Annotated in this window: 23 protein-coding genes and 1 pseudogene; 15 read left to right on the top strand and 9 right to left on the bottom strand. The window is 35.5% G+C overall.

Features of this window, described 5'->3' with window-relative positions; genetic code table 11:
* Positions 1-83 precede the first annotated feature (83 nt).
* From A9G40_RS06785 to ribH, 3 genes are read right to left on the bottom strand one after another with little or no spacing between them, the layout of a single operon-like run.
* Positions 84-1130: a TrmH family RNA methyltransferase gene (locus A9G40_RS06785; RefSeq protein WP_065582424.1), complete on the bottom strand. Its 1047-nt coding sequence runs from the start codon at positions 1128-1130 to the stop codon at positions 84-86.
* Positions 1131-1151: 21 nt separating this feature from the next.
* On the bottom strand, positions 1152-1571 hold the full coding sequence (nusB, locus tag A9G40_RS06780) for a transcription antitermination factor NusB (RefSeq protein WP_065567674.1): 420 nt from the start codon (positions 1569-1571) through the stop codon (positions 1152-1154).
* Between the two features lie 4 nt (positions 1572-1575).
* On the bottom strand, positions 1576-2046 hold the full coding sequence (gene ribH, locus A9G40_RS06775; protein WP_065579589.1) for a 6,7-dimethyl-8-ribityllumazine synthase: 471 nt from the start codon (positions 2044-2046) through the stop codon (positions 1576-1578).
* Between the two features lie 411 nt (positions 2047-2457).
* Between ribH and lpcA the strand changes: the two genes are divergently transcribed.
* Positions 2458-3036: a D-sedoheptulose 7-phosphate isomerase gene (gene lpcA, locus A9G40_RS06770; RefSeq protein WP_065582423.1), complete on the top strand. Its 579-nt coding sequence runs from the start codon at positions 2458-2460 to the stop codon at positions 3034-3036.
* 1 nt (position 3037) lies between these two features.
* Positions 3038-3817 carry a class II glutamine amidotransferase gene (locus A9G40_RS06765; RefSeq protein ID WP_065582422.1) on the top strand — a complete coding sequence of 260 codons (780 nt, stop codon included), beginning with the start codon at positions 3038-3040 and terminating at the stop codon, positions 3815-3817.
* Positions 3818-3841: 24 nt separating this feature from the next.
* On the opposite strand, the pseudogene A9G40_RS15840 reads toward A9G40_RS06765, so the two are convergent.
* From A9G40_RS15840 to pncB, 6 genes and pseudogenes are all read right to left on the bottom strand, one after another.
* Positions 3842-4934 (bottom strand): annotated as a pseudogene (locus A9G40_RS15840) (MFS transporter).
* Positions 4935-5393 carry a methylglyoxal synthase gene (locus A9G40_RS06755; RefSeq protein ID WP_065582421.1) on the bottom strand — a complete coding sequence of 153 codons (459 nt, stop codon included), beginning with the start codon at positions 5391-5393 and terminating at the stop codon, positions 4935-4937. It abuts the pseudogene before it with no gap.
* A gap of 132 nt (positions 5394-5525) precedes the next feature.
* Positions 5526-6671, bottom strand: a complete 1146-nt coding sequence (locus tag A9G40_RS06750; protein WP_065582420.1) for a porin — start codon at positions 6669-6671, stop codon at positions 5526-5528.
* 291 nt (positions 6672-6962) lie between these two features.
* A complete protein-coding gene (locus A9G40_RS06745; protein ID WP_065582419.1) occupies positions 6963-8117 on the bottom strand; it encodes a porin in 1155 nt (384 codons plus the stop codon).
* A gap of 284 nt (positions 8118-8401) precedes the next feature.
* Positions 8402-9805 (bottom strand): asparagine--tRNA ligase, encoded by a 1404-nt coding sequence (gene asnS / locus A9G40_RS06740; RefSeq protein WP_065582418.1) that lies wholly within the window; start codon positions 9803-9805, stop codon positions 8402-8404.
* A 168-nt stretch (positions 9806-9973) separates the two neighbouring features.
* Positions 9974-11167 carry a nicotinate phosphoribosyltransferase gene (gene pncB, locus A9G40_RS06735; protein WP_065582417.1) on the bottom strand — a complete coding sequence of 398 codons (1194 nt, stop codon included), beginning with the start codon at positions 11165-11167 and terminating at the stop codon, positions 9974-9976.
* Positions 11168-11325: 158 nt separating this feature from the next.
* On the opposite strand from pncB, the gene pepN reads away from it, so the two are divergent.
* The 13 genes from pepN to A9G40_RS06670 all read left to right on the top strand — a co-directional run bounded on the left by pepN (position 11326) and on the right by A9G40_RS06670 (position 23503).
* The gene (gene pepN, locus A9G40_RS06730; protein ID WP_065582416.1) at positions 11326-13959 is read left to right on the top strand and encodes an aminopeptidase N; all 2634 of its coding nucleotides are present in this window, start codon (positions 11326-11328) and stop codon (positions 13957-13959) included.
* A gap of 123 nt (positions 13960-14082) precedes the next feature.
* Positions 14083-14412 (top strand): rhodanese-like domain-containing protein, encoded by a 330-nt coding sequence (locus A9G40_RS06725; protein WP_065582477.1) that lies wholly within the window; start codon positions 14083-14085, stop codon positions 14410-14412.
* A gap of 155 nt (positions 14413-14567) precedes the next feature.
* Positions 14568-15383, top strand: coding sequence for a phospholipid ABC transporter ATP-binding protein MlaF (gene mlaF / locus A9G40_RS06720; protein WP_218057963.1), 816 nt, complete (start codon positions 14568-14570; stop codon positions 15381-15383).
* Positions 15383-16162: a lipid asymmetry maintenance ABC transporter permease subunit MlaE gene (gene mlaE, locus A9G40_RS06715; protein WP_218057692.1), complete on the top strand. Its 780-nt coding sequence runs from the start codon at positions 15383-15385 to the stop codon at positions 16160-16162. Before mlaF ends, mlaE begins: the two co-directional genes overlap by 1 nt.
* 11 nt (positions 16163-16173) lie before the next feature.
* On the top strand, positions 16174-16764 hold the full coding sequence (gene mlaD, locus A9G40_RS06710; RefSeq protein WP_065567662.1) for an outer membrane lipid asymmetry maintenance protein MlaD: 591 nt from the start codon (positions 16174-16176) through the stop codon (positions 16762-16764).
* A gap of 9 nt (positions 16765-16773) precedes the next feature.
* Positions 16774-17415, top strand: coding sequence for a phospholipid-binding protein MlaC (gene mlaC / locus A9G40_RS06705; RefSeq protein WP_065567661.1), 642 nt, complete (start codon positions 16774-16776; stop codon positions 17413-17415).
* A 6-nt stretch (positions 17416-17421) separates the two neighbouring features.
* Positions 17422-17694 carry an STAS domain-containing protein gene (locus A9G40_RS06700; protein ID WP_065582414.1) on the top strand — a complete coding sequence of 91 codons (273 nt, stop codon included), beginning with the start codon at positions 17422-17424 and terminating at the stop codon, positions 17692-17694.
* Between the two features lie 91 nt (positions 17695-17785).
* Entirely contained in the window at positions 17786-18043 is a 258-nt protein-coding gene (locus A9G40_RS06695) for a BolA family protein (protein ID WP_065567659.1), read from the top strand.
* Between the two features lie 96 nt (positions 18044-18139).
* Positions 18140-20167, top strand: a complete 2028-nt coding sequence (prlC, locus tag A9G40_RS06690; RefSeq protein ID WP_065582413.1) for an oligopeptidase A — start codon at positions 18140-18142, stop codon at positions 20165-20167.
* Positions 20154-20885, top strand: a complete 732-nt coding sequence (locus A9G40_RS06685) for a class I SAM-dependent methyltransferase (RefSeq protein ID WP_065582412.1) — start codon at positions 20154-20156, stop codon at positions 20883-20885. The genes prlC and A9G40_RS06685 overlap by 14 nt, the downstream gene beginning before the upstream one ends.
* Before the next feature lie 19 nt (positions 20886-20904).
* Complete coding sequence (gene rsuA, locus A9G40_RS06680) at positions 20905-21594, top strand: 16S rRNA pseudouridine(516) synthase RsuA (protein WP_065582411.1); 690 nt, start codon at positions 20905-20907, stop codon at positions 21592-21594.
* Between the two features lie 138 nt (positions 21595-21732).
* Positions 21733-22998 (top strand): Bcr/CflA family multidrug efflux MFS transporter, encoded by a 1266-nt coding sequence (locus A9G40_RS06675; RefSeq protein ID WP_065582410.1) that lies wholly within the window; start codon positions 21733-21735, stop codon positions 22996-22998.
* The gene (locus A9G40_RS06670) at positions 22979-23503 is read left to right on the top strand and encodes a gamma carbonic anhydrase family protein (protein WP_065579575.1); all 525 of its coding nucleotides are present in this window, start codon (positions 22979-22981) and stop codon (positions 23501-23503) included. Before A9G40_RS06675 ends, A9G40_RS06670 begins: the two co-directional genes overlap by 20 nt.
* Positions 23504-23604 lie beyond the last annotated feature (101 nt).

The following is a 23604-nucleotide window of genomic DNA, read 5'->3' as shown; positions in this document are numbered from 1 at the left end:
AACCAAATGATGCTATTTGATATATTTTATCAATGAGTAAAATAGTTTTTTACCAATAACTCATTGATAGTAAAAATATTAATTTACTTATGTAAGTTCGATAATAAAACGCCCGTTGCAACCGAAATATTTAATGCGGGCATGTTATCGTTGCCTTTTAAATGTACAACAATATTAGCGCTGTTAATTAGTTTCATATTAATTTGTTGAAATATGACTACCGCAACTTTTTTATTAAAATGGATTTGGTGCAATTCACTGGATGTAATTGACTTTACTTGACAAGGTAATAGGGCAATAACTTGATAGCCATGTTGCTTAAGCATATCTATTGAGGCCACAAAATCATCACTTTTAATTGACTCAACAGCTTCAACGCCACCTTCAGCCACACGCATAGCAGCACCGCTATCAAGTAAATTTGTTTGGCGTAACATGACACCATTAACGCCATAAAAAGCGGCACTACGAATTAACCCACCAAGATTATGGGGATTATTGACATCATCAATCGCTAAAACACAATCATGATCTTTATCGCTATTGTTTTCTAGATAATCCAATAACGTAAGTGATATACGTTTTTTAACAATTAAACATACGCCACCATGATGTTGCGTTTGAGTTATTTTACCAATCTGTTCGCTAGAGACTACATCATAACCTAAACGTTGTTTAACGAGCCACTCAATTAACTCTTTAAATTGATAAGTCATTTCTTGAGTAATAAATAATTTAACAATTGCTGTGCGACGATGTTTGAATACTGCCTTACAACTATTTTCGCTATAAACTAATGTTTCTTCTTTACGTTGGCGATATCCATCATAACCAAAAGTTGGAGTTTGTTCATTTGTACGAAGCTTTTTTTGCCATGGTGATTCATTCTCAATAGGCAATTTAGATTGATTAAGATCAACAATAAAACTCTTTTTTGCAAATGCAGATTTATCATTTCTAGGTTTGAATGTTTCAATACGATCATGACGATCCCGTTTAAGTTTTACTTGAAATGAGTCTTTACTTTTCCAGTCAGTCTTTTTTTTAGTCGCTGAGCGAAAAGGCTTTTTAGATTCGCTATTTTTGGCATAAAAAATAGTAGGTTTGCTTTTTTCGGTATTATTGTTCATATCAATCTCATAATTAATTGCTTATCGAGTACGAATGGTTGGGGCTATTTTATCTAATACACCATTAACAAATTTATGGCTATCTGCAGCACCAAATGTTTTAGTTAAATCGATAGCTTCATTAATCACAACTTTATAAGGTACATCTTGACGTTTTATTAATTCATACAGTGCGATTCTAAGTATGGCTAATTCAACTTGTCCTAACTCATTAATAGAGCGTTCAGTGAGATAAGGCGTCATTTTGTCATCTAATTCACTGGTGTTTTTGGCTACACCATTTAATAGCTCACGAAAATACTTAGCATCAACGCCTTTCATATCTTGTTCTGCAATAAAACTTGTCTCAACATCAGCAAGATCGTTTCTAGAAACTTGCCAAGAGTAAATGGCTTGCACTGCGCATTCTCTTGCTCGACGACGAGGATTAACTAATGCCACTAAATTACTCCTTAATTGCTTTAATAATATTTAGCATTTCCAGTGCAGTTAATGCCGCTTCAGCACCTTTGTTGCCAGCTTTTGTGCCTGCACGTTCAATAGCTTGTTCTATACTTTCGGTAGTTAAAATACCGAATCCAACTGGAATAGTGTTATCTAAACTTGCACTTAATAATCCAGAACTTGATTCACCAGCAACAAAATCAAAATGTGCCGTACTGCCACGAATAACCGTACCTAGCGCTACAATTGCATCATATTTTTTTGACTGTGCAGCAACTTTAGTAGCAAGTGGAATTTCATAAGCACCTGGAACCCAAATAACAGTAATATTTTTATCATCAACTTGTCCAATGCGTGTTAACGCATCAATTGCACCATTGACAAGGCTATCATTAATAAAATGATTAAATCGTGCTACTACAATTGCAACCTTAGCTTTTGGTGCAGCAACTTTACCTTCAATTGTTTGCATATTCATTCCTTATTGATTCTACTTTAAATGCCTTTTCACTCTTTTCTTAAGCGAAAAAATAATTGTTAAATTGTATCACGAATTAAAGACTTATCCTATTGGCAAATAGCGTTATGACCGAGTTTTATGCAAGATATTATTTAAAATAAATGAAAAAATTCAGCTATTGTAAATGTATTATTTATTAATTTTAAAATTAATCTAAATTTTGTTGTTATTTCACTCTTTAACTGTTAGTCATTATTTTAATTTATTTGGACTTTAACATTTATATTTGAAACATATGTACTTAATGTACATATCTACCTGAAAGTTTTTGCCAAGAAAAGTAATTTTATTTTTATCGCTTGCAAGCTATTTTGAAAAAATTACAATAGTACAATAAATTTATTTAATGATGGGGAAGTATCAGTGTACATTGACAATATTCGTAATGAGTTAAACCAAGCCATTGAGGTCTTAACTAGTTTTGTTTCGGATGATAAAAATCTTGAGCAGATTCAAAAAGCGGCTGTCTTAATTGCTGATTCATTTAAACAAGGCGGTAAAGTTTTATCATGTGGTAATGGCGGTTCTCATTGTGATGCGATGCATTTTGCTGAAGAGTTAACAGGTCGTTTTCGCGATAATCGCCCAGCTTACCCTGCAATTGCTATATCTGATGTAAGTCACATTTCGTGTGTGGGTAATGATTTTGGGTTTGATTTTATTTTTTCACGTTATATTGAAGGTGTAGGTCAAAAAGGTGATGTACTTTTAGGTATTTCAACCTCAGGGAACTCAACCAATGTGCTTAAAGCCATTGAGGCAGCAAAACAAAAAGGGATGAAAATCATTACATTAACCGGTAAAGATGGTGGGAAGATGAATGGGCTTGCCGATGTTGATATTCGTGTTCCACATTCTGGCTATGCCGATCGTGTACAAGAAATCCACATTAAAGTAATTCATATTCTTATTCTTCTTATTGAAAAGGAGATGTCAAAATAATATGTGTGAATTATTGGGTATGAGCGCCAATGTGCCAACCGATATTTGTTTTAGTTTTAGTAGCCTAATTAAACGAGGTGGGGACAAAGGTCCTCACAAAGATGGTTGGGGGATTACTTTTTATGAAGGAAAAGGTTGCCGAACATTTAAAGATCCTGAGCCTTGTAGCTATTCACCTATTGCTAAAATGGTAAAAGAATATCCCATAAAATCTAAAGCCGTGGTTGCTCATATTCGACAAGCAAATCGAGGCGGTGTCGCACTAGAAAATACTCACCCATTCACCCGCGAACTCTGGGGTAAAAATTGGACTTTTGCCCACAATGGACAATTAACCAATTACCAAAATTTAGATACAGGGCTTTTTCAACCTGTTGGAGAAACCGATAGCGAATATGCTTTTTGCTATTTAATTAATCAATTACAGCAAAAATATTCACAAAAACCTATCGATGATCTTGAGCTATTTAATTTTATTAAGCAATGTGCCGATCAATTAAGCCAACTAGGCATATTCAATATGCTACTTTCTGATGGGCAATATGTATTTGCCTATTGCACAACGAATTTGCATTGGATAACCCGTAAAGCACCATTTGGCAAAGCAAAGTTACTGGACGAAGATGTAGAAATTGATTTTCAAAAACATACAACACCCAATGATATTGTTACTATCATTTCAACCTTACCATTAACTTCAAATGAGATATGGCAAAAACTTAATACTGGCGAAGCGATTTTATTTAAAGATGGCGAAATTAGCCAATCTTCCGCATTTTAATAGGATGCATTGGCGACTCATTTTTTAAAATTGATGATGCAGATAACTTAAAGTTAATAGTCCAATTGTAGTAAGCACTATCCATGGAAGGTGCGGAAATCCTATTTGCATAGCAATATCATATAACCAACCAGCATCGGTATAACCAATAAATCCACTAAGCGCAAGCCCTAAACGAATAAATCCCATATAACTACCTTTTGCTTTGGAATTACTTAATACAGTCGACTAGGTTTCACGAGCAGGTTCAGCAATAGTCGCACCAAAGTAAAATAACGCAATAAGTGATAATAATACGGTTAATTGTGATGTAAAACCAATAATGATAAAAGCAAATGACATCAAAAATAGACCAAATTTAAGACGCTGATCTAATCTGAAATATTTTTCGCTCCATCGAGTAAGTGGATAAAGCAATACGAGAGAAATAGAAGCTTGAATAGCATACATCCATTTTACATAACTCGGGCTACCTGACACATTTGTAATTGTTAAAGGTAACATCAACATTATTTGCACCCATAATACATAATAACCAGTTAACGTAAGAACATAACGGGTGAACTTTTTATCTTTGAAAACCATTTTCATGCCATTAATAATAGGCGCTTTGCCAATAGCAATATGGTAAGCTGGCAGGGAGAAAAAATTAAAAATTCCACATAATAAAAAAATAAAAGCACCACACCAGCATACTAAATGGAAGTCATAATCAATTAAAATTCCACCAATAAGAGCACCTATTACTGCTCCAGCATTATCTTGTATCATTAACAGTGATATGAACTTACCTCGCTCATGTGGATGAGTAAATTTAATAGTCAGTCCCATACGAGGTGGATCAAATAATAGTCCTCCTAACGATGAAAGCAAGCAAGCAAGAAAGTAATAATAACCAAGGCTCACTAGCATTCGCCATAGAAATAAAACCAATACCTTGTTGAACAAATTGCCGAAATCCTAACGCAAAACCAACAAAGAGTGCACTCCAACCAACTTAACTAACAAAGTGGGTTGAAACAAGCGGAAACACAACATAAAAACCCAAGACAATAAACAGATTATCAAGTAAAAGTATTTGCCGCTCTGTTTTACGAATTTGAGATGGTATTGGTATTTATTTAACTCTTTGAGTTAAATAGCTTTGATAATCGGGAATTTCAATATCAACTTCTTGCGTAAAAATAGAGGATTGAATCAATGCATTGGCTGTGGATTGATTAGTGGCAACTGGAATATTCCAAACAGTAGATAATCGTAACAACGCTTTCACATCTGGATCGTGAGGTACAGCATTAAGTGGATCCCAAAAAAAGATTAGGATATCGATTTTGCCTTCTGCAATTAATGCACCTATCTGCTGATCGCCCCCCATGGGACCACTTAGCATTGGCGTGATATTTAGTCCTGTTTTTTGCTTTATTAATGTTCCAGTGGTACCCGTGCCACATAAATTATGACGAGAAAGCACTTCACGATTTTTTTTACACCAAGCTAATAAAGAATCTTTCAAGTGATCGTGAGCAACTAAAGCAATATTTTTTTTAGCCGATAATTTGCGTGTGGTATAAAGCATCATAGTTATCCTAATTTATTATTATCTTTCTAGATTTTTTAACAGAGTATTAGTTATAGTGCAAGGGATATTTAATCAATAGCAAATTAAAAAAGGCACCGAAGTGCCTTTTAAAAATAAAGATACAATCAATTAGAATTGGTAAATTAAACCAAGTGCCACTGTGTCTTTTGTTGTGCCCTTGATTTGTGATTTAGTAAATGAGCCATCTTCATATAAAGCACTTCGTGCACCGATGTCATCTTTATCTAACAAGTTAATTTTATAATCGATAATAGCTTGTAGGTTTTTGTTAAAGTCATAAGTTAAACCAACATCAACATATTTAGCTAAATCATTACCTTTAAGCCCTGCATCACTTGAATAACTAGATGCATCTTTAACTTTATGTTGAATATATGCAACAGATGGCGTTAAACGACCCACTTCAAAGTCAATACCATATTGCGCAACAAATTCATAACCTTTGGTTTTTAAGTCATTCGCACTGTGTGTCGTTAATGCATTATCCCAACCATATTTTTGTTTACCTTGAATATATAATGCGGCTAAATAAAGGTTGTTATTATCATATTTAACACCAGCTGACCATGCTTTAGCATCCTTATGTCCACCAGTTTGAGCATAACCTGCACCAACAGATAAGCCTGTATCAAGCACATTCCAATCAACTACTGAACCCCAAGCTTCAGCGCTATCGCGTTTTTCACCATTACGATCATGTTTGGTGAAATGACGAGTAGAGCTATTATCACCATTATCCGCATATTGAACAGCAAAATTCAGACCGTTTACTAAGCCAAAAAAGTCTGAGTTACGATAAGTCGCAACAGCTTTGGTGCGCGCTGTTAATGCATAAAGATCATTATCCGAAGCATCACCACCAAATTCCGGTAAAACATCCGTATAAGACGTTAATGTTTTTAGCACACCATCATTACGGCCGTAATCGAATGATCCGAAATCACCAAAATTTAAACCAGCAAAAGCATAACGAGTTTCGTTATCAGCATCTTCACCAGTTTTGGCCTCATATTCCCAACGACCATAACCAGTTACACTGTCTGTTACTTGAGTTTGACCTGACATACCTAAACGTGCTGTGGTTTTGTCACCTTCACCCGTTTGATTATTACGATCAGTAATATAGTTTAAAGCATAAACTCTACCATAAAAGTCAACTTTATTACTGTCTTTATTCCACACTTCAATTGAAGCGTTAGCTGTGCCTGCAATTAAGAGCGCAGGAATAGCGATAGCTAATAGATTACGTTTCATTTTTACCCTCTTAGGTATTTTATATTATTAAAGATGCAAATTACTTTGCTTTGGTTTAACAAATAACTGCTAATAATTAGCAATTATATTATTATTGTGATATCGATTCTCTTATAACAGAACAGATTTTATTACCTATTTAACACTGGAAGTTAGATTAAATCTGCGAATTTTCGAATATTTTAATACTTATTATAAATTTTTTTAGGCTTAAAATGTTTTTTTAATAGGAATGAATTTAAAAGGTGAAAAAAAAGGCACCTAAGTGCCTTTTTATAAGATATTAAGAAATTAGAATTGGTAAATTAAACCAACACCTAACACGTCTTTAGTACCTGGTTTAGTAGATTTTTTATAACGCCCATCATTTTCAGTATTCAATTCAGCACCAAGATCTTTACGATCAAGAAGATTGAATTTATATTCAACAATTGCACTGAAGTTTTTGTTTAGATCGTAAGTTGCACCTAAAGATACATATTTAACTACAGGTGAAGTGCGTCCACGAGCATGATAACGAATATTATCTTCGACGAAATTCACTCCATCAGCTTTAAATTTATGTTGAACATAAGCTAAAGATGGAGTGATGCGACCTACTTCTAAATCAATACCATATTGAGCGACTAATTCAAAACCTCTAACTTTACCATCAGCAGTTTTATAATTACCTCTATGCGTCGGTCCATATGAAAAAACATCTTTAAATTTAGATTGGAAATAGTTAGCGCCTAAATATAAATTATAGTTATCATATTTAAGACCACCAGCCCAAGTACTTTGACGATTATCACTGTTTGAAGTTTGTGCATAACCAGCACCAGCAGTTAAACCAGTGTCAAAGATGTTCCATTGAACGTTTGCACCATAAGCTTCACGAGATTCACCTCTGAATGGATCTTCTTTAAAATCATTTGAGTTATCTCCGTTATCAGCATATTGTAATGCAAAGCTGATATCATCAGTTAAACCAAAGAAGTTGTTATTACGGTAAGTTGCAACAGCTTTAGTACGTGAAGATAATACGTGCCAATCGTTGTTTGATGCATCGCCACCGAATTGTGGTAATACATCAGTGTAAGCAGTGATTGCTTTTAACACACCATCGTTACGTCCGTAGTCAAATGAACCCGCATCACCAAAGTTTAAACCAGCAAATGCATAACGCACTTCGTTATCAGAATTTTTACCTGCTTTAGCTTCATATTCCCAACGACCATAGCCAGTTACGCTATCGGTGATTTGAGTTTGACCAGACATACCTAAACGAGCTGAAGTATCATCACCCTCACCTTTTTGAGCACGGTCAGTGATGTTGTTAGCTGCTTTTACTCGGCCGTAAAAGTCAACTTTATTACCATCTTTGTTCCAAACTTCAATAGACGCATTTGCGCTAGCTGCGGCTAAAAGCGCAGGGATAGCGATTGCTAATAGATTACGTTTCATTTTTTACCCTCATGGTTATTTTTTAAAAAGACACTTCCATAAGTTTAGTGTCAATTTTCGTACAATAATTATTCATCCAAAAAATAATATTTCTATCTATTATTTTTCTACTTTTTACAGTAGTGTAAATTATGTATAAATTTTTTTTAAAATCAAGCGAACTTTTCATTAAATGCAGTGTCTAAGTCTAAATTTAAGCCTGTTTGATTGTTTTTTAAGCTAAAATTGATCGATATCTACCAGTTATAACTCCCAATAAATTCTTATTAGGGATTTTTATCAACTTAAAAATTTGCATTACGCGGCGTTCTTGGGAATGGAATAACATCGCGCACATTTTGAACACCAGTTACATAAACAATTAAACGTTCAAAACCAAGTCCAAAACCTGAATGTGGCACAGTACCGTATCGACGTAAATCACGATACCACCAATAATCTTCTTTTTTGAGTCCCAATTCTTCCATACGTTTATCTAACATATCTAAACGTTCTTCACGCTGTGAACCCCCGATAATTTCACCAATACCTGGCGCTAATACATCCATTGCCGCAACGGTTTTACCATCATCGTTCATGCGCATATAGAATGCTTTAATATCTTTCGGATAGTTTTTTACCACCACTGGTGCTTTAAAATGTTGCTCAGCTAAATAACGCTCATGTTCTGAAGCTAAATCAATTCCCCAACTGACTGGATTTTCAAACTTAGCATCACAATTTTGTAATATAGTGATAGCATCAGTATAGTCAACTTGGGCAAAATCAGCATTAATGAAGTTTTCAAGGCGTGTTATTGCTTCTTTATCCACGTGCTGTGCAAAAAATTGCATGTCGTCAGCACGTTTTTCTAATACTGATTTAAACACATATTTCAGCATGTCTTCGGCAAGCTTAGCATTATCATTTAGATCGGCAAATGCCACTTCGGGTTCCATCATCCAAAATTCAGCTAAATGACGAGTTGTGTTTGAGTTTTCAGCCCGAAATGTTGGGCCAAATGTGTAAACTTTAGAAAGAGCACAAGCATAAGTTTCAGCGTTTAATTGTCCAGAAACAGTTAAGAAAGCTTCTTTACCAAAGAAATCTTTATCAAAATCAACCTTACCATTATCCGATTTAGGCAGGTTTAGCATATCGAGTGTTGAAACGCGGAACATTTCGCCCGCCCCTTCAGTATCTGATGCGGTAATAATGGGAGTTGATAGCCAATAAAAGCCACGATCATTAAAAAACTGATGAATTGCTTGCGCAAGTGTATGGCGTACACGCGTTATCGCACCAACAATATTAGTTCTTGCACGCAAGTGTGCCACTTCACGCAGATATTCAATTGAATGGCGCTTTGCTGCCATTGGGTAAGTCTCGGGATCGTCAACAAAGCCATACACTTCAACTTGCGTTGCTTGTAATTCATATTTTTGACCTTGACCTGGTGACTCCACCACTTTACCGGTGACTTTAACCGAACAACCAGCCGTTAAACGTAAGATCTCTTGTTCATAATTAGGTAAATTATTTTCAATAACAGCTTGAATAGGGTCAAAGCAGGAACCATCGTAAACAGCTAAAAATGAAATACCTGCTTTAGAATCACGGCGAGTTCTTACCCAGCCTTGAACTGAAATAGTGCTACCAACAGCAATTTTGCCTTGTAACACATCAACAATAGGTGAAACTGAATTCATTTTAATTTTCCATCTCTACATTATTTAATGTTATATCTAAACTAAATACTGGCATTTCCAGCCTTTTTAATGCCACTTACTACACACAAAATATCAAAAGTTTTTGTTAGAGCGCGCTTTTATAAATTATTTCTGGTTGTTTATTTTTATGTTAAGTAAGATTATTGATTAATACTTAACACTGAACGTCCGTTTTAATTCATTAACGAAAGCTAAATCTTGAGAGATAGTCTTTCCAGGGCTATCGGATAATTTAGCGACTGACTGATTATTACATTCTGTCAATTTAATTACAATATTCAAAGCCTTAATGTTAAAATCTGGCGATGGAATATCGCAAGCTAAAAAACCACCTATACCAAAAGACAATTTTACACGATGATTAAAGTGTTGATAAATGCTAATCGCTTTGTCAAAATTTAAGCTGTCTGAAAATACTAGCAATTTTGTTTTAGGATCAATGCCTAATTGTTGGTAGTGCGCAATCGCTTTTTCCCCCCATTTTATTGGATCACCTGAGTCATGCCGTAATCCTTGATAACAAGAGGCAAAATGGGAATCGAAGTCCTGTAAAAACGCATCCATGGTAATACAATCAGTTAAAGCAACACCTAAATCGTTGGTATACTCGTCTAGCCAAACTTGCAGTGCATTTTTTTGGCAATCTTCTAGATTTGAGCTTAGGCGCTGATGAGCTTGAAACCACTCGTGTGCTTGCGTTCCAACAGGAGTAAGGCCTAAACGATAAGCAAGTAAATAATTACTAGTACTATGAAAATTATTAAAATTATTTTTTAAATAACTAACAACTGCCTCTTGCACTGCAAATGAATAACGCCTACGTGTACCAAAATCCATTAAATTAAAGCCCGACATATCCATATTAGCTGTTTTTTCATTAAACAACACCAATTTATCTTTTAGCCGAGCTAGTGCTTCAGGGACACCAATATTAGGCGAACGATCTTTATGAACAATTTCACTGATAACGGCAAGTAATGGCACTTCCCATAAAATAACATCTAGCCATTTACCTTCAATTGTAATAGAAAGCACGCCATCTTTATTTTTAATAGTGAGCAAATCACTATTAAAACGCCATTTTTTAAGCCATCTTAAATAGTCGGATTTAAAAAAGGAAATATTTGATAAATAGTTAAATTCATCATCAGACAGCGCTAATGATTCCATTAATTTCACTTGATGTTTTATTTCATCAACATATTGCCCCAATAAATCATCACTACGACAACGAAACTGCGCAACGACAGTTACCTCTGGGTAGTAATGAAATACAGCCTGCTGCATATGCAACTTATAAGCATCAGTATCTAATATTGATGTAATTATTGCTGGTAACATGTAAATTTAGTGCTATTGCTTTAAATAAAAATTTCAAAGATTATAGCAGAATAATAATGAAGATATAGATTAATTATGTAATAAGATTGTTTTTAATCAGCTATAATATCAACCAGTATAAAATATAAATTGATTTCAAACCAAAAGGTCATAACAGAATGAATACAAAAACACCTGAATCGCAGCCTATTGCCAAAAACCGTCTTGATTATAAATCACCAGATTTTACCATTACCGACATTGATCTTGATTTTGATTTAGCACCCGAAATAACAACCGTCACAGCTCGTAGCCGTGTCGTTAAGAAAAATAATGAAGCGGGCAATTTAATTTTAGATGGTGAAGACCTTAAATTGATTTCTGTTAATATTGACGAACAACCATGGCATGATTATCAGCTCACAAAAACCGGTTTAATCATTCAGCGTGTTCCAGCAGAATTTACATTAACGATTGTTAACGAAATCAAACCAATTGATAATACAGCACTTGAAGGATTATATGTATCAGGTGAAGCGCTTTGTACTCAATGTGAAGCAGAAGGATTTCGTCATATCACTTATTATCTTGACAGGCCCGATGTGCTTGCACGCTTTTCAACACGCATTACCGCGAATAAACAACATTATCCTTATCTACTTTCGAACGGTAATCGCATAGCACAAGGCGAACTTGCTGATGGACGTCATTGGGTACAATGGCAAGATCCTTTTCCAAAACCGGCTTACTTATTTGCCTTAGTTGCTGGTGATTTTGATATTTTAAAAGATCAGTTTATCACGCAATCAAAACGCAAAGTTGATTTAGAAATTTACGTTGATAAAGGTAATTTAGATCGTTCGCACTGGGCTATGACAAGCTTAAAAAATGCCATGCGTTGGGACGAAACACGCTTTGGGCTTGAATACGACTTAGATATCTTTATGATTGTAGCAGTTGATTTTTTCAATATGGGAGCAATGGAAAATAAAGGTTTGAATATCTTTAACTCAAAATATGTGCTTGCCAAACCACAAACAGCAACAGATGATGACTATCTCGGTATTGAAGGTGTAATTGGTCATGAATATTTTCACAACTGGACAGGTAATAGAGTTACCTGCCGTGACTGGTTCCAACTCAGTTTAAAAGAAGGATTAACAGTATTTCGTGATCAGGAATTTAGCGCCGATATGGGAGCACGTGCAGTAAAACGTATTGAAGATGTCAAACTCTTGCGTACTGTTCAATTTGCCGAAGATGCTAGCCCAATGTCTCATCCTATTCGTCCAGAACAAGTCATTGAAATGAATAACTTTTATACAGTAACCGTATACGAAAAAGGGGCTGAAGTTATTCGTATGATGCACACCTTGTTAGGTGAAGATAAATTCCAAGCAGGGATGAAACTTTACTTTAAACGTCATGATGGTAGTGCTGCAACGTGCGATGATTTTGTTGCAGCCATGCAAGATGCCTCAGGTATCGATTTAACTCAGTTTAAATTATGGTATAGTCAATCAGGTACGCCTGAACTTGCCGTTACCGATAATTACAACGAAAAAAATCAACAATATACTTTAACGGTAGAACAATATACGCCAGCAACTCAAGATCAAGCACAAAAACAAGCCTTGCATATTCCACTTGATATCGAGTTATATCAACATAATGGTGAAATAATTCCACTGCAATACCAAGGCAAAACTATTCACCATGTTTTAAATTTAACACAAAACAAACAACAATTTATCTTTGATAATGTCACTCAAAAACCGATCATTTCATTATTACGTGATTTTTCAGCGCCTGTTAAGTTAACTTATGATTATCAAGATAATGATCTTATTTTCTTAATGCAACACGCGACTAACACATTTAGCCGTTACGATGCAGCTCAAATGTTATTAGCAAAATATGTTCGCCTAAATGTAAAAAATTATCAGGAAAATCAGAAATTAATGCTACCTGATTCAGTATTAGATGGTTTTAGAGCGGTATTGTTATCAGAAAATACTGATCCTTTCCTTATTGCGCAAATCTTGACCTTACCGTCTGAAAACGAGTTGGCGAATTTATTTACTTTGGTTGATCCAATCGCAATTTATCAAGTGCGTCTATTTTTATTAACTCATTTTGCAAACGAACTCTATGATGAATTATTAGCCGTTTATCACCACAATAAAACATCACAATATCAAATTGAACATAATGATATTGCTAAACGATCACTTAAAAACTGTTGTTTAACTTTATTAGCATATGCCGATGATAATTTGCGCGCTAATACACTAGTTAGTCAGCAATATCATCAAGCAAATAATATGACTGATTGTTTAGCGGCCTTAAATGTAGCGGTAAAAGCTGAACTGGATTGTCGAACTGACTTATTAGCTGACTTTGATAATAAATGGCATCAAGATGGACTTGTTATGGACAAATGGTTAGCATTGAACGCAACAAGCCCAGAAAAGAATGTTCTTGCTACCGTGAAAAAATTATTAACTCACCGCTCATTTACACTCAGTAACCCAAATCGGATTCGTGCATTAATTGGCGCCTTTGTCAATAATAACCCTGTGGCATTTCACGCTGAAGATGGTAGTGGTTATCAATTTTTAGTTGAGATTCTCACTGAGTTAAACCAAAAAAATCCGCAAGTTGCAGCAAGGCTTATCGATCCGCTTATTCGATTAAAACGTTATGACGAAAAACGTCAACAACAAATGCGAAAAGCACTTGAAGCATTACTAAAAATTGAAAATTTATCTAAAGATTTATTTGAAAAAATTAGTAAGGCATTAGCGGTATAAGTGGTAAAAATATATCCTGCAATATCATTGCAGGATATATTAATCAATTTAAAATTGAAATTTTATACTGAAACACATACCTACCTGAAACTTTTTGACAATTATTCTAATGAGTTTTACATAATGACAATAAAGGAAATCACCCCAGTCGAACTTGTACAAAAATTAAAGCAGCAAGAAAATCTATTTCTGCTTGATGTACGAGAATCCAATGAAGTAGCCATTTGTGTTATCAATAACGCAACGCATATTCCAATGAATATGATCCCGCTATATTTAGATAAAATCCCAGATGAGATCGATATAGTTATTTATTGTCATCATGGCAGGCGAAGCCTAAACGTTGCTTATTATTTAGCAGAAAACGGCTTTGATCCCAACTTCCTATATAACCTTACGGGCGGGATTGATGCTTGGGCTGTAATGATTGATAAACAAATGCCAAGATATTAAAGCCTCCTTTATCAAGCGAGCTTGATTTAGTTATCGTTTATTATTGATGCATAATTCTAATAACTATTTGATTATGCGTTTAATAGATTTCTTTATTCACAAATATCAAGTAAAATAAGCGAAATTATACTAATTTAGTAGTCTAGGAAGTCACTGTGGCGAGCGAATTACCGAAAAATCTGGTCGAAATTCATGACATGTCTTTTTATCGTGGAACGCGACCTATTTATAAAAATATGAGTTTGAATGTCCCTAAAGGTAAAGTGACAGCAATCATGGGGCCATCAGGAATTGGTAAAACTACACTACTAAGGCTCATTGGTGGTCAATTAAAACCTCAGTCAGGACAAATTGTATTTGATGGTGAAGACATCCCTTGCATGTCTCGATCTAGACTTTATGAAGTCCGCAAACGTATGAGTATGTTATTTCAATCAGGTGCATTATTTACTGATTTATCTGTATTTGATAATGTGGCTTATCCGTTACGTGAACACCTTAACTTACCTGAGCCTGTGTTGCATAATTTAGTTTTAATGAAGCTACAAGCTGTTGGATTGCGCGGTGCTGCACATATGATGCCAGCGGAATTATCTGGAGGAATGGCAAGGCGTGCGGCTTTGGCGCGTGCTATTGCACTTGATCCTGATTTAATTATGTTTGATGAACCTTTTGCTGGGCAAGATCCTATCTCAATGGGTGTTATAGTTAAACTTATCGCTGAAATTAACCAATCATTAGGATTAACCTGCATTGTTGTTAGCCACGATGTAAACGAAGTGCTCAGTATTGCTGATTACGCTTATATTGTTGCTGAACAACATATTATTGCCGGTGGCACATCACAACAATTACGTGATAATGACGATTTACGAGTTAAACAATTCCTTGATGGATTGGCAGATGGTCCTGTGCCTTTTCATTATCCTGCTGATGATTATAAATTAGACCTAAGCAGAGGTATAAAATAATGTTGAATTTATTAGCAAAATTAGGGCGATGTTTTATCAATATTATTTCGATGATTGGCCGTTCTGGCGTTATGCTTTTTGGTGCATTAATTGGTAAACCACAATTTAATAAACAATTTCCATTATTAGTCAAACAATTTTACTTTGTTGGCGTTCAATCACTAACGATTATTATGGTTTCAGGCCTTTTTATTGGCATGGTACTTGCCTTACAAGGCTACTTTATATTAACTACGTTTGGTGCCGAAGCAAGCCTTGGAATGATGGTCGCACTTGCCTTACTTCGTGAACTCGGCCCTGTTGTTGCAGGCTTGCTGTTTGCAGGCCGTGCGGGTTCAGCATTAACGGCTGAAATAGGTTTAATGAAAGCAACTGAACAGTTATCAAGCATGGAAATGATGGCGATTGATCCATTACGACGTATTATTGCTCCACGTTTTTGGGCTGGTTTTTTTAGTATGCCGTTTTTAACAGCAATTTTTGTCACAGTCGGCATTTTAGGTGGTGCACTTGTTGGTGTTGATTGGAAAGGGATTGATTCAGGCTTTTTTTGGTCATCCATTCAAAGCAGTGTTAATTGGTGGCATGATTTGGGCAATTGTTTTGTAAAAAGCTTTGTATTTGCTATCGCTAGCACTTGGATTGCACTTTTTAATGGTTATGATTGTGTACCAACATCAGAAGGAATTAGCCGAGCAACAACGAACACCGTTGTTTATTCATCATTAGTTATTTTGGGGTTAGATTTTATTTTAACCGCATTAATGTTTAGTCATTGAGGTCATTAAACATGAGTCGTAAAATTGAAATTACAGTAGGATTATTCATGGTGCTGGTCATTTGTTCAGTGCTATTTTTATGCTTTAGAGTCGCTGATCCAACATCATTTGCTAGCCATAATTCCTTTCGGGTTTATGCTGTATTTGATAACATTGGTGGGTTAAAAGCTCGATCGCCTATCAAGATCGGTGGTGTAGTGATTGGGCGAGTTAGTGATATTTCGTTAAGTTCACCAAATAACGATGAGTACAAGCCGTATGTAGCTATGGATATAGATACTCAGTATAACAAAATTCCAAGTTCAAGTTCTCTTGCAATTAAGACATCTGGAATACTTGGCGAACAGTATATTGATATCAATATAGGTGTTGATAGAGAAACGGAATTAAGTATTGACTCACTAGATGTTGATCCAGACATTTTGGCTAAGGCAGAAAAAAATAAAACTCCACCGTACTTAGTTGAAGGTTTTGTTGTGCACAACACAACGCCTGCAATTGTTTTAGAAGATCTTATTGGTAAATTTCTTTACAGCATAGGTGGTTCATCAGATAAAGACAAAGATGATAAAGATAAAAAACAAGATATAAATGAAAACTAAGGAGTTAACATGTTAAACAAATTTAAAACAACCCTTTTTTTAGCATTAGCTTTATTGTTTAGTGCTAATACATTCGCGGAAAATGATCCCTATAAAGAGATGCAAGTAGCCGCCGATAAAATTTTTACCACAATGAAGTCGCAATCATCGGTGATTAAATCAAATCCAAACAGACTTAAAGACATTGTTAGACAAGATTTATTACCTTATGTACAAGTCAAATACGCTGGTGCGTTAATTTTAGGAAACTACTACAAAAGTGCAAGCGAAGCGCAGCGAACAGCCTATTTTGATGCTTTTGAAAACTATTTAGTACAAACTTTTGCACAAGCGCTTTCAATGTATAATGGTCAACAATATCAAGTTGAGGCAGCAAAAGATTTAACGGGGAAAAATCTTATTTCTATTCGTGTACTCTTAATCCAACCAAACCAAGGTCAACCTTTACGCATTGATTTTCAATGGCGTAAAAACACTGTAACTGGCGAATGGAAAGCCTATGATTTAGTTGCCGAAGGTGTAAGCATGATCAGCACTAAACAAAATGAATGGTCATCAATTTTACGTCAAGGTGGTATTGATGCATTGACGAAACAATTAACCGAGCTTTCAAATCGCAAAATTGATCCAAATACGAAACCAAAAGGCTAGTTTAAAATGTCGCGAATCACAACAGAAAAACAACAAGATGTATTGTGTTTATTTGGTGAGCTAGATGTTCACTCATTAAACGATCTGTGGTCTACACAAAATACCATATTAAATGGTATAAAACACATTGATGTAGGGCAACTTACTCGTGTTGATTCTTCAGGACTCGCGACTTTAGTTTATTTTTGCAATAAATATAACGTAGGGCTTAAAGGCATTAATCCTCAGTTACAAACATTATTAACGCTGTATGATCTACAACAGGTAATTAACAGCTAACACATTAGCTTTTATACAGAACGCCTAATCACCTGAAAGTTTTTTGACAAAAAATAATCCCCATAATTTATATTAGTGATGAGAATGAAGAATGGATAAACAAGAAATTATAGATAAATTAAAAAGTTCACTTGAGCTTGATGATGTACATGTGCTGACCGATGATGGTAGTCATTTTCAAGTTATTGCAGTAGGTGAATTATTTGCTGATTTAAATCGAGTAAAAAAACAACAAGCTATTTATGCCCCTTTGGCAGAATTTATTAATGATAACCGCATTCATGCACTTTCTATAAAAACCTATACTCCCACTGAGTGGCAACGTGAACGTAAGCTTATGGGATTATAAGTATTCCCTTGCATGAAATTCTCTTGAATTATTCACCTTTGCCATCATATTATGTTCTATTAATAGACAAAACCATTTGTATAAAGGTATCTCAACATGACTAATCCATTACTAACAGATGTACCATTACCGCTTTTTTCTCAAATTAAACCTGAACATGTCTTACCTGCCATACAAGAGGCGCTAAAAAATTGTCGAAATACTATTGAAACTGTACTTAAACAAAATAGTAAATATACTTGGGATAATTTGATCCAGCCCATTGATGAAGTAGACGAAAAATTTAGTCGAGCTTGGTCTCCTGTTAGCCATCTTAATTCAGTTAAAAATAGCTCAGAATTACGCGAAGCCTATGAAGCTTGTCTACCCTTACTTTCTGAGTACGGTACATGGGTTGGGCAACATAAGCCTTTATATCAGGCCTATAAACAACTCAAAGAAAGCGAACAATACGCAACGTTGAGCAAAGCACAGAAAAAAGTTATTGATAATGCATTACGTGATTTTGAATTATCCGGAATTGGTTTACCCGATGATAAACAAAAACGCTACGGTGAAATTGTCGCAAAATTATCAGAATTATCATCAAAATATAGTAATAATGTACTAGATGCGACTATGGGTTGGTCAAAACTAATTACTGATATCAAAGAGCTGTCTGGTATGCCTGAAAGTGCGCTTGCAGCAGCACAAGAACAAGCTAAAATTAAAGGCAAAGAGGGGTGGTTGCTGACATTGGATATACCAAGTTATCTTCCTGTGATGACTTATTGTGATAATCGTGATTTACGGTTTGAGCTTTACCAAGCTTATAACACGCGTGCATCCGACCAAGGACCAAATGCGGGTAAATGGGATAATACAGAGATCATTAAGCAAATTCTGGACCTACGTTACGAGCTAGCACAATTATTAGGTTTCAAGACTTATGCAGACAAATCACTGGCAACAAAAATGGCTAAATCCACAACGCAAGTCATCGAGTTTTTAAGCGATTTAGCAACTAAAGCCAAGCCACAAGGTGAAAAAGAACTAGCTGAACTAAAACGATATGCGTACGAATTTTTTGGTGCCAGTGATATTAAACCATGGGATATTGCTTATTATAGTGAAAAGCAAAAACAGTATTTATATACTATTAATGATGAAGAATTACGGCCTTATTTTCCGCAGCAACGAGTAATTAATGGTTTATTTGAAGTAGTACATCGTATTTTCGGTATTACAGCCAAAGAGCGAAAAGGCGTTGAAGTTTGGGATCCAGAAGTCAAATTTTATGATCTTTATGCTGCTAATGGTGAATTAAAAGGTAGCTTCTATCTTGATTTATATGCACGTGAACACAAGCGAGGTGGTGCTTGGATGGATGATTGTATTGGTCGCATGCGTTTTGCTGATGGTCATATACAAAAACCTGTTGCTTATTTAACTTGTAACTTCAATCGCCCAATTGGAGATAAACCAGCACTGTTTACTCATGACGAAGTCACCACATTATTCCATGAATTCGGTCACGGATTACACCATATGTTAACCGAAATTGATGTTTCATCAGTAGCTGGTATTAATGGCGTGCCGTGGGATGCTGTTGAGTTGCCAAGTCAATTTTTAGAAAACTGGTGTTGGCAACCCGAAGCGCTTACATTTATATCCGGTCATTATCAAACAGATGAACCATTACCCGCAGAAATGCTAGAAAAGATGCTAGAAGCTAAAAATTATCAAGCTGCGTTATTTATTTTACGGCAATTGGAATTCGGTCTTTTTGATTTTAAATTACATACACAAAAAGATCCCGATATTTTAAACACATTAGCTGAAGTCAGAAAACAAGTTGCTGTTGTTCCTACTGTTGAATGGGGACGCTTTCCTCATGCTTTTAGCCATATTTTTGCTGGGGGGTATGCGGCAGGTTATTACAGTTACTTATGGGCAGAAGTTTTATCTGCTGATGCATTTTCACGTTTTGAAGAAGAAGGTATCTTCAATGCGAAAACAGGTAATGCATTTCTTGACAATATATTGTCACAAGGCGGTAGCGATGAACCAATGATGCTATTTAAAAGCTTCCGAGGTCGCGAACCTCAACTTGATGCGCTACTTCGTCACTATGGTATCAAGTAGTTCTAACTTAGCTCAGTTAATACAATTAGCTGAGCAATGGTTATTAGCCCATGCCGATCTTCCGTTTACGTTGGTTAACCAAAATAATCGACTTGAGTTACAAAAAACAGACGAACCCAAATTAGGCTCTATCTGTGTTAATTTTGTTTCTGGCGCGATGGCTCATCGTCGCCAATTTGGCGGTGGTCGTGGCGAGGCAATCGCTAAAGCAGTAGGTGTAAAAGGTGAGTATTTACCCACAGTTATTGATGCAACTGCGGGACTTGGTCGTGATGCCTTTGTTTTAGCATCTATTGGTTGCCATGTCACTATGTTTGAGCGGCATCCTGTCGTTGCCGCATTATTAAGCGATGGTTTACAACGTGCCTACCAAGATCTCGACATAGGTCACTGGATTGAGCAACAATTACACTTAATTTATGATTCAAGCATTGAGGGATTGAGGGCTTACCCTGAAAAACCAGATGTTGTTTATCTTGATCCGATGTTTCCACATCGGCAAAAAAGTGCGCTTGTCAAAAAAGAGATGCGCATTTTTCAACAGCTAGTTGGTAGTGATAGTGATGCTGATAGTTTATTAACACCAGCAAGGCAATTAGCCCGGAAACGAGTTGTGGTAAAACGACCTGATTATGCGCCATTTTTAGCTAACCAAAAGCCAACAGCTGAAATTAAAACTAAAAATCACCGCTTTGATATCTATACACCTTTAAAGTAATAGGGAATATTTTTAAATTATGCGATTAGATAAATTTCTTGCTCATCATTTAGGCGCCAGTCGTACTATTGTAAACAAAGAGCTCAAAGCTAAAAAAGTGACTGTCGATGGTGAGATTATCAAATCAGGTGCGTATCAATTATCGCCAGATCAATTAGTTGAATATGATGGTTATCAAATTGAACAAGTGACCAGCCAACGCTATTTTATGCTCAATAAACCGCAAGGCTATGTTTGTTCGACTAATGATCCCGATCATCCAACAATTCTTTATTTTATTGATGAGCCGATGCCTGAAAAATTACATGCAGCAGGAAGGCTTGATCTTGATACTACTGGGCTTGTTTTGCTTACAGATGATGGCAAGTGGTCACACCGAATTACATCCCCTAAACATCATTGTGAAAAAATTTATGTAGTCACCGTTGAACAACCATTAAAAGTTGAGCTCATTGATATATTTAAAAAAGGCATTCAATTGAAAAGTGAAAAGTCACTCACTAAACCTGCAAAACTAACCATTATTGATGATTTTCATGCTGAATTAATCATTAGCGAAGGTCGCTATCATCAAGTAAAACGGATGTTTGCAGCGGTTAATAATCACGTAATTGCGTTGCATCGAAAACAAATCGGTAACGTGATCCTTGATATACCGGAGGGAGAATATCGACCATTGACTCAAGATGAAATTCATTCTTTTAGCTAATATCAATTGTCGCAATGATAAGTCGTTAAGATGAGGCATTCTATTTATATTTATAGATACTTTAAAGCTAGCCACACCGCAAAAATTAAGCTTGTCCTTAATTAAATTTTATATAAAAGCCGTAAAAAGGAACGATTTGTGCAAAACCAAAACACACAGGTAGAAATAAAAATATCTAAAAAAGCGCTGATTTTTATCCTTGGTTTACTCTCTATGCTTATGCCATTATCTATAGATATGTATTTACCAAGTATGCCAACTATTGCGCACAACTTTAATGTAGCCGATACAGCTGTACAACTAACTATTAGCTGCTATTTACTAGGCTTCTCCGTTGGGCAACTTTTATTTGGGCCGCTTACTGATAGTTATGGACGACGCAACGTTTTAATTTTTGGCCTAATTATCTTTATAGGCGCGGCATTAAGCTGTGCAATTGCTACCAATATTAATCAATTAATTACCGCTCGCTTTTTTCATGGTATTGCGGCTGCGGCAACCACAATAGTCATTAATGCGTTAATGAAAGATATTTATCGTGATCGTGATGAATTTTCTAAAATGATGTCCTTTGTCATGCTGATATCCAATGTTGCTCCATTACTGGCGCCGATTATCGGTGGATTTATTTTATATTGGTTTAATTGGCGAGCCAATTTTTACACTATCTGCTTAATTGCTCTCGCTTGCTTTGGTTTAGTTGTCACCAATATCCCTGAAACACTCGCAAAAGCCAAACGAGATCGGTTTAGCTTAGTTCGTATTTTAAGCAATTTTATTATGCTGTTTCGACACCGCCAAGCACTCACTTATATGATGATAGGCGCATTTTCAGGGGCGGGGTTATTCTCTTTTTTAAGCTTAGGTCCCTTTGTTTATATGAATTTACATGGCGTTGCATCCACTAATTTTGGTTATTACTTTGCACTCAATATTATTGTGATGATATTGATGAATACCGTAAATAGCCGTTTTGTTAAACGTGTTGGTTCGATTAAAATGATGCAGTTAGGGCTTTTTATCCAATTTACTATGGCAACAAGTCTTCTTGTTGTCAGTCTATTTAATCTAGGGTTTACCTGCCTAGTTATTTGTATTGCTGGTTATATTGGTTGTATGTCAACCATTGGAGGCAATAGCATGGCGATTATTTTAGATCTTCATCAGCATATTGCCGGTACAGCTTCTTCTTTAGCAGGTACAATTCGCTTTGCAGTGGCTGGCGCAATGGGTTTATCATTATCAATGTTAGCATCAACGCATTCGACTGTAAGAGAAACGGTAAATAACTCGACCGAATGGTTAATGGTTGGCTCTATGGTGTTATGTAATTTTCTTGCTGTTAGCTTATTTTTGTGTGCCAAAAACCAAAAAAGGAAAAATCATGATTTACCAATTAGGTGATTTACATCCGCAAATTCATCAACATTGTTTTATTGCAAAATCAGCTGAAATAATTGGTAATGTAACTTTAGAGCAAGGTGTTTCGATCTGGTTTAATACTGTTTTACGTGGCGATATCGCGCCTATTCATATTGGTCAAAATAGTAATGTGCAAGATAATTGCACTGTACATGTTGAAACAGGTACCCCTTGTATTGTTGGTGAAAATGTAACAATTGGTCACAATGTTATTCTTCATAGCTGTATTATTGAAGATAATGTATTAATTGGTATGGGAAGTACTATTTTAAATGATGCGAAAATAGCTAAAAATTGCATAGTGGGCGCTAACTCATTAGTCACACGCACGCTTCCTTATAGTGAAGGTTGTTTAATTATCGGTTCGCCAGCAAAAATTATTCGTAAACTGACTGAAAACGAAATTGAAGGCAATATAAACAATGCAAAAAGTTACGTGCAAAATAGCAAACGATTTAGTGAAAATCTATTTCCTATAAATCGATAGTAACTACAATAAATGATGTTTTATATTTCATTCGCTCTGTGACATAGCGCAATTTATGGTAAAATGCCAGCAATTTTAATAGCGATAGTTTTTTAGGTACT

Origin of the sequence: Gilliamella sp. Nev3-1 (assembly GCF_001690435.1) — a bacterium.
GTDB lineage: Bacteria > Pseudomonadota > Gammaproteobacteria > Enterobacterales > Orbaceae > Gilliamella > Gilliamella apicola_C.
Note: the sequence above shows the minus strand (reverse complement) of the source record. Positions and strands in the feature narration are given on the sequence as shown.

Coding starts and splice junctions, on each gene's coding strand:
- A9G40_RS06785 (WP_065582424.1), bottom strand. CDS start 1,130: ATGAACAATAATACCGAAAAAAGCAAACCTACTATTTTTTATGCCAAA.
- ribH (WP_065579589.1), bottom strand. CDS start 2,046: ATGCAAACAATTGAAGGTAAAGTTGCTGCACCAAAAGCTAAGGTTGCA.
- A9G40_RS06765 (WP_065582422.1), top strand. CDS start 3,038: ATGTGTGAATTATTGGGTATGAGCGCCAATGTGCCAACCGATATTTGT.
- A9G40_RS06755 (WP_065582421.1), bottom strand. CDS start 5,393: ATGCTTTATACCACACGCAAATTATCGGCTAAAAAAAATATTGCTTTA.
- A9G40_RS06750 (WP_065582420.1), bottom strand. CDS start 6,671: ATGAAACGTAATCTATTAGCTATCGCTATTCCTGCGCTCTTAATTGCA.
- A9G40_RS06745 (WP_065582419.1), bottom strand. CDS start 8,117: ATGAAACGTAATCTATTAGCAATCGCTATCCCTGCGCTTTTAGCCGCA.
- asnS (WP_065582418.1), bottom strand. CDS start 9,805: ATGAATTCAGTTTCACCTATTGTTGATGTGTTACAAGGCAAAATTGCT.
- pncB (WP_065582417.1), bottom strand. CDS start 11,167: ATGTTACCAGCAATAATTACATCAATATTAGATACTGATGCTTATAAG.
- pepN (WP_065582416.1), top strand. CDS start 11,326: ATGAATACAAAAACACCTGAATCGCAGCCTATTGCCAAAAACCGTCTT.
- A9G40_RS06725 (WP_065582477.1), top strand. CDS start 14,083: ATGACAATAAAGGAAATCACCCCAGTCGAACTTGTACAAAAATTAAAG.
- mlaE (WP_218057692.1), top strand. CDS start 15,383: ATGTTGAATTTATTAGCAAAATTAGGGCGATGTTTTATCAATATTATT.
- mlaD (WP_065567662.1), top strand. CDS start 16,174: ATGAGTCGTAAAATTGAAATTACAGTAGGATTATTCATGGTGCTGGTC.
- mlaC (WP_065567661.1), top strand. CDS start 16,774: ATGTTAAACAAATTTAAAACAACCCTTTTTTTAGCATTAGCTTTATTG.
- A9G40_RS06700 (WP_065582414.1), top strand. CDS start 17,422: ATGTCGCGAATCACAACAGAAAAACAACAAGATGTATTGTGTTTATTT.
- A9G40_RS06695 (WP_065567659.1), top strand. CDS start 17,786: ATGGATAAACAAGAAATTATAGATAAATTAAAAAGTTCACTTGAGCTT.
- prlC (WP_065582413.1), top strand. CDS start 18,140: ATGACTAATCCATTACTAACAGATGTACCATTACCGCTTTTTTCTCAA.
- A9G40_RS06685 (WP_065582412.1), top strand. CDS start 20,154: ATGGTATCAAGTAGTTCTAACTTAGCTCAGTTAATACAATTAGCTGAG.
- rsuA (WP_065582411.1), top strand. CDS start 20,905: ATGCGATTAGATAAATTTCTTGCTCATCATTTAGGCGCCAGTCGTACT.
- A9G40_RS06670 (WP_065579575.1), top strand. CDS start 22,979: ATGATTTACCAATTAGGTGATTTACATCCGCAAATTCATCAACATTGT.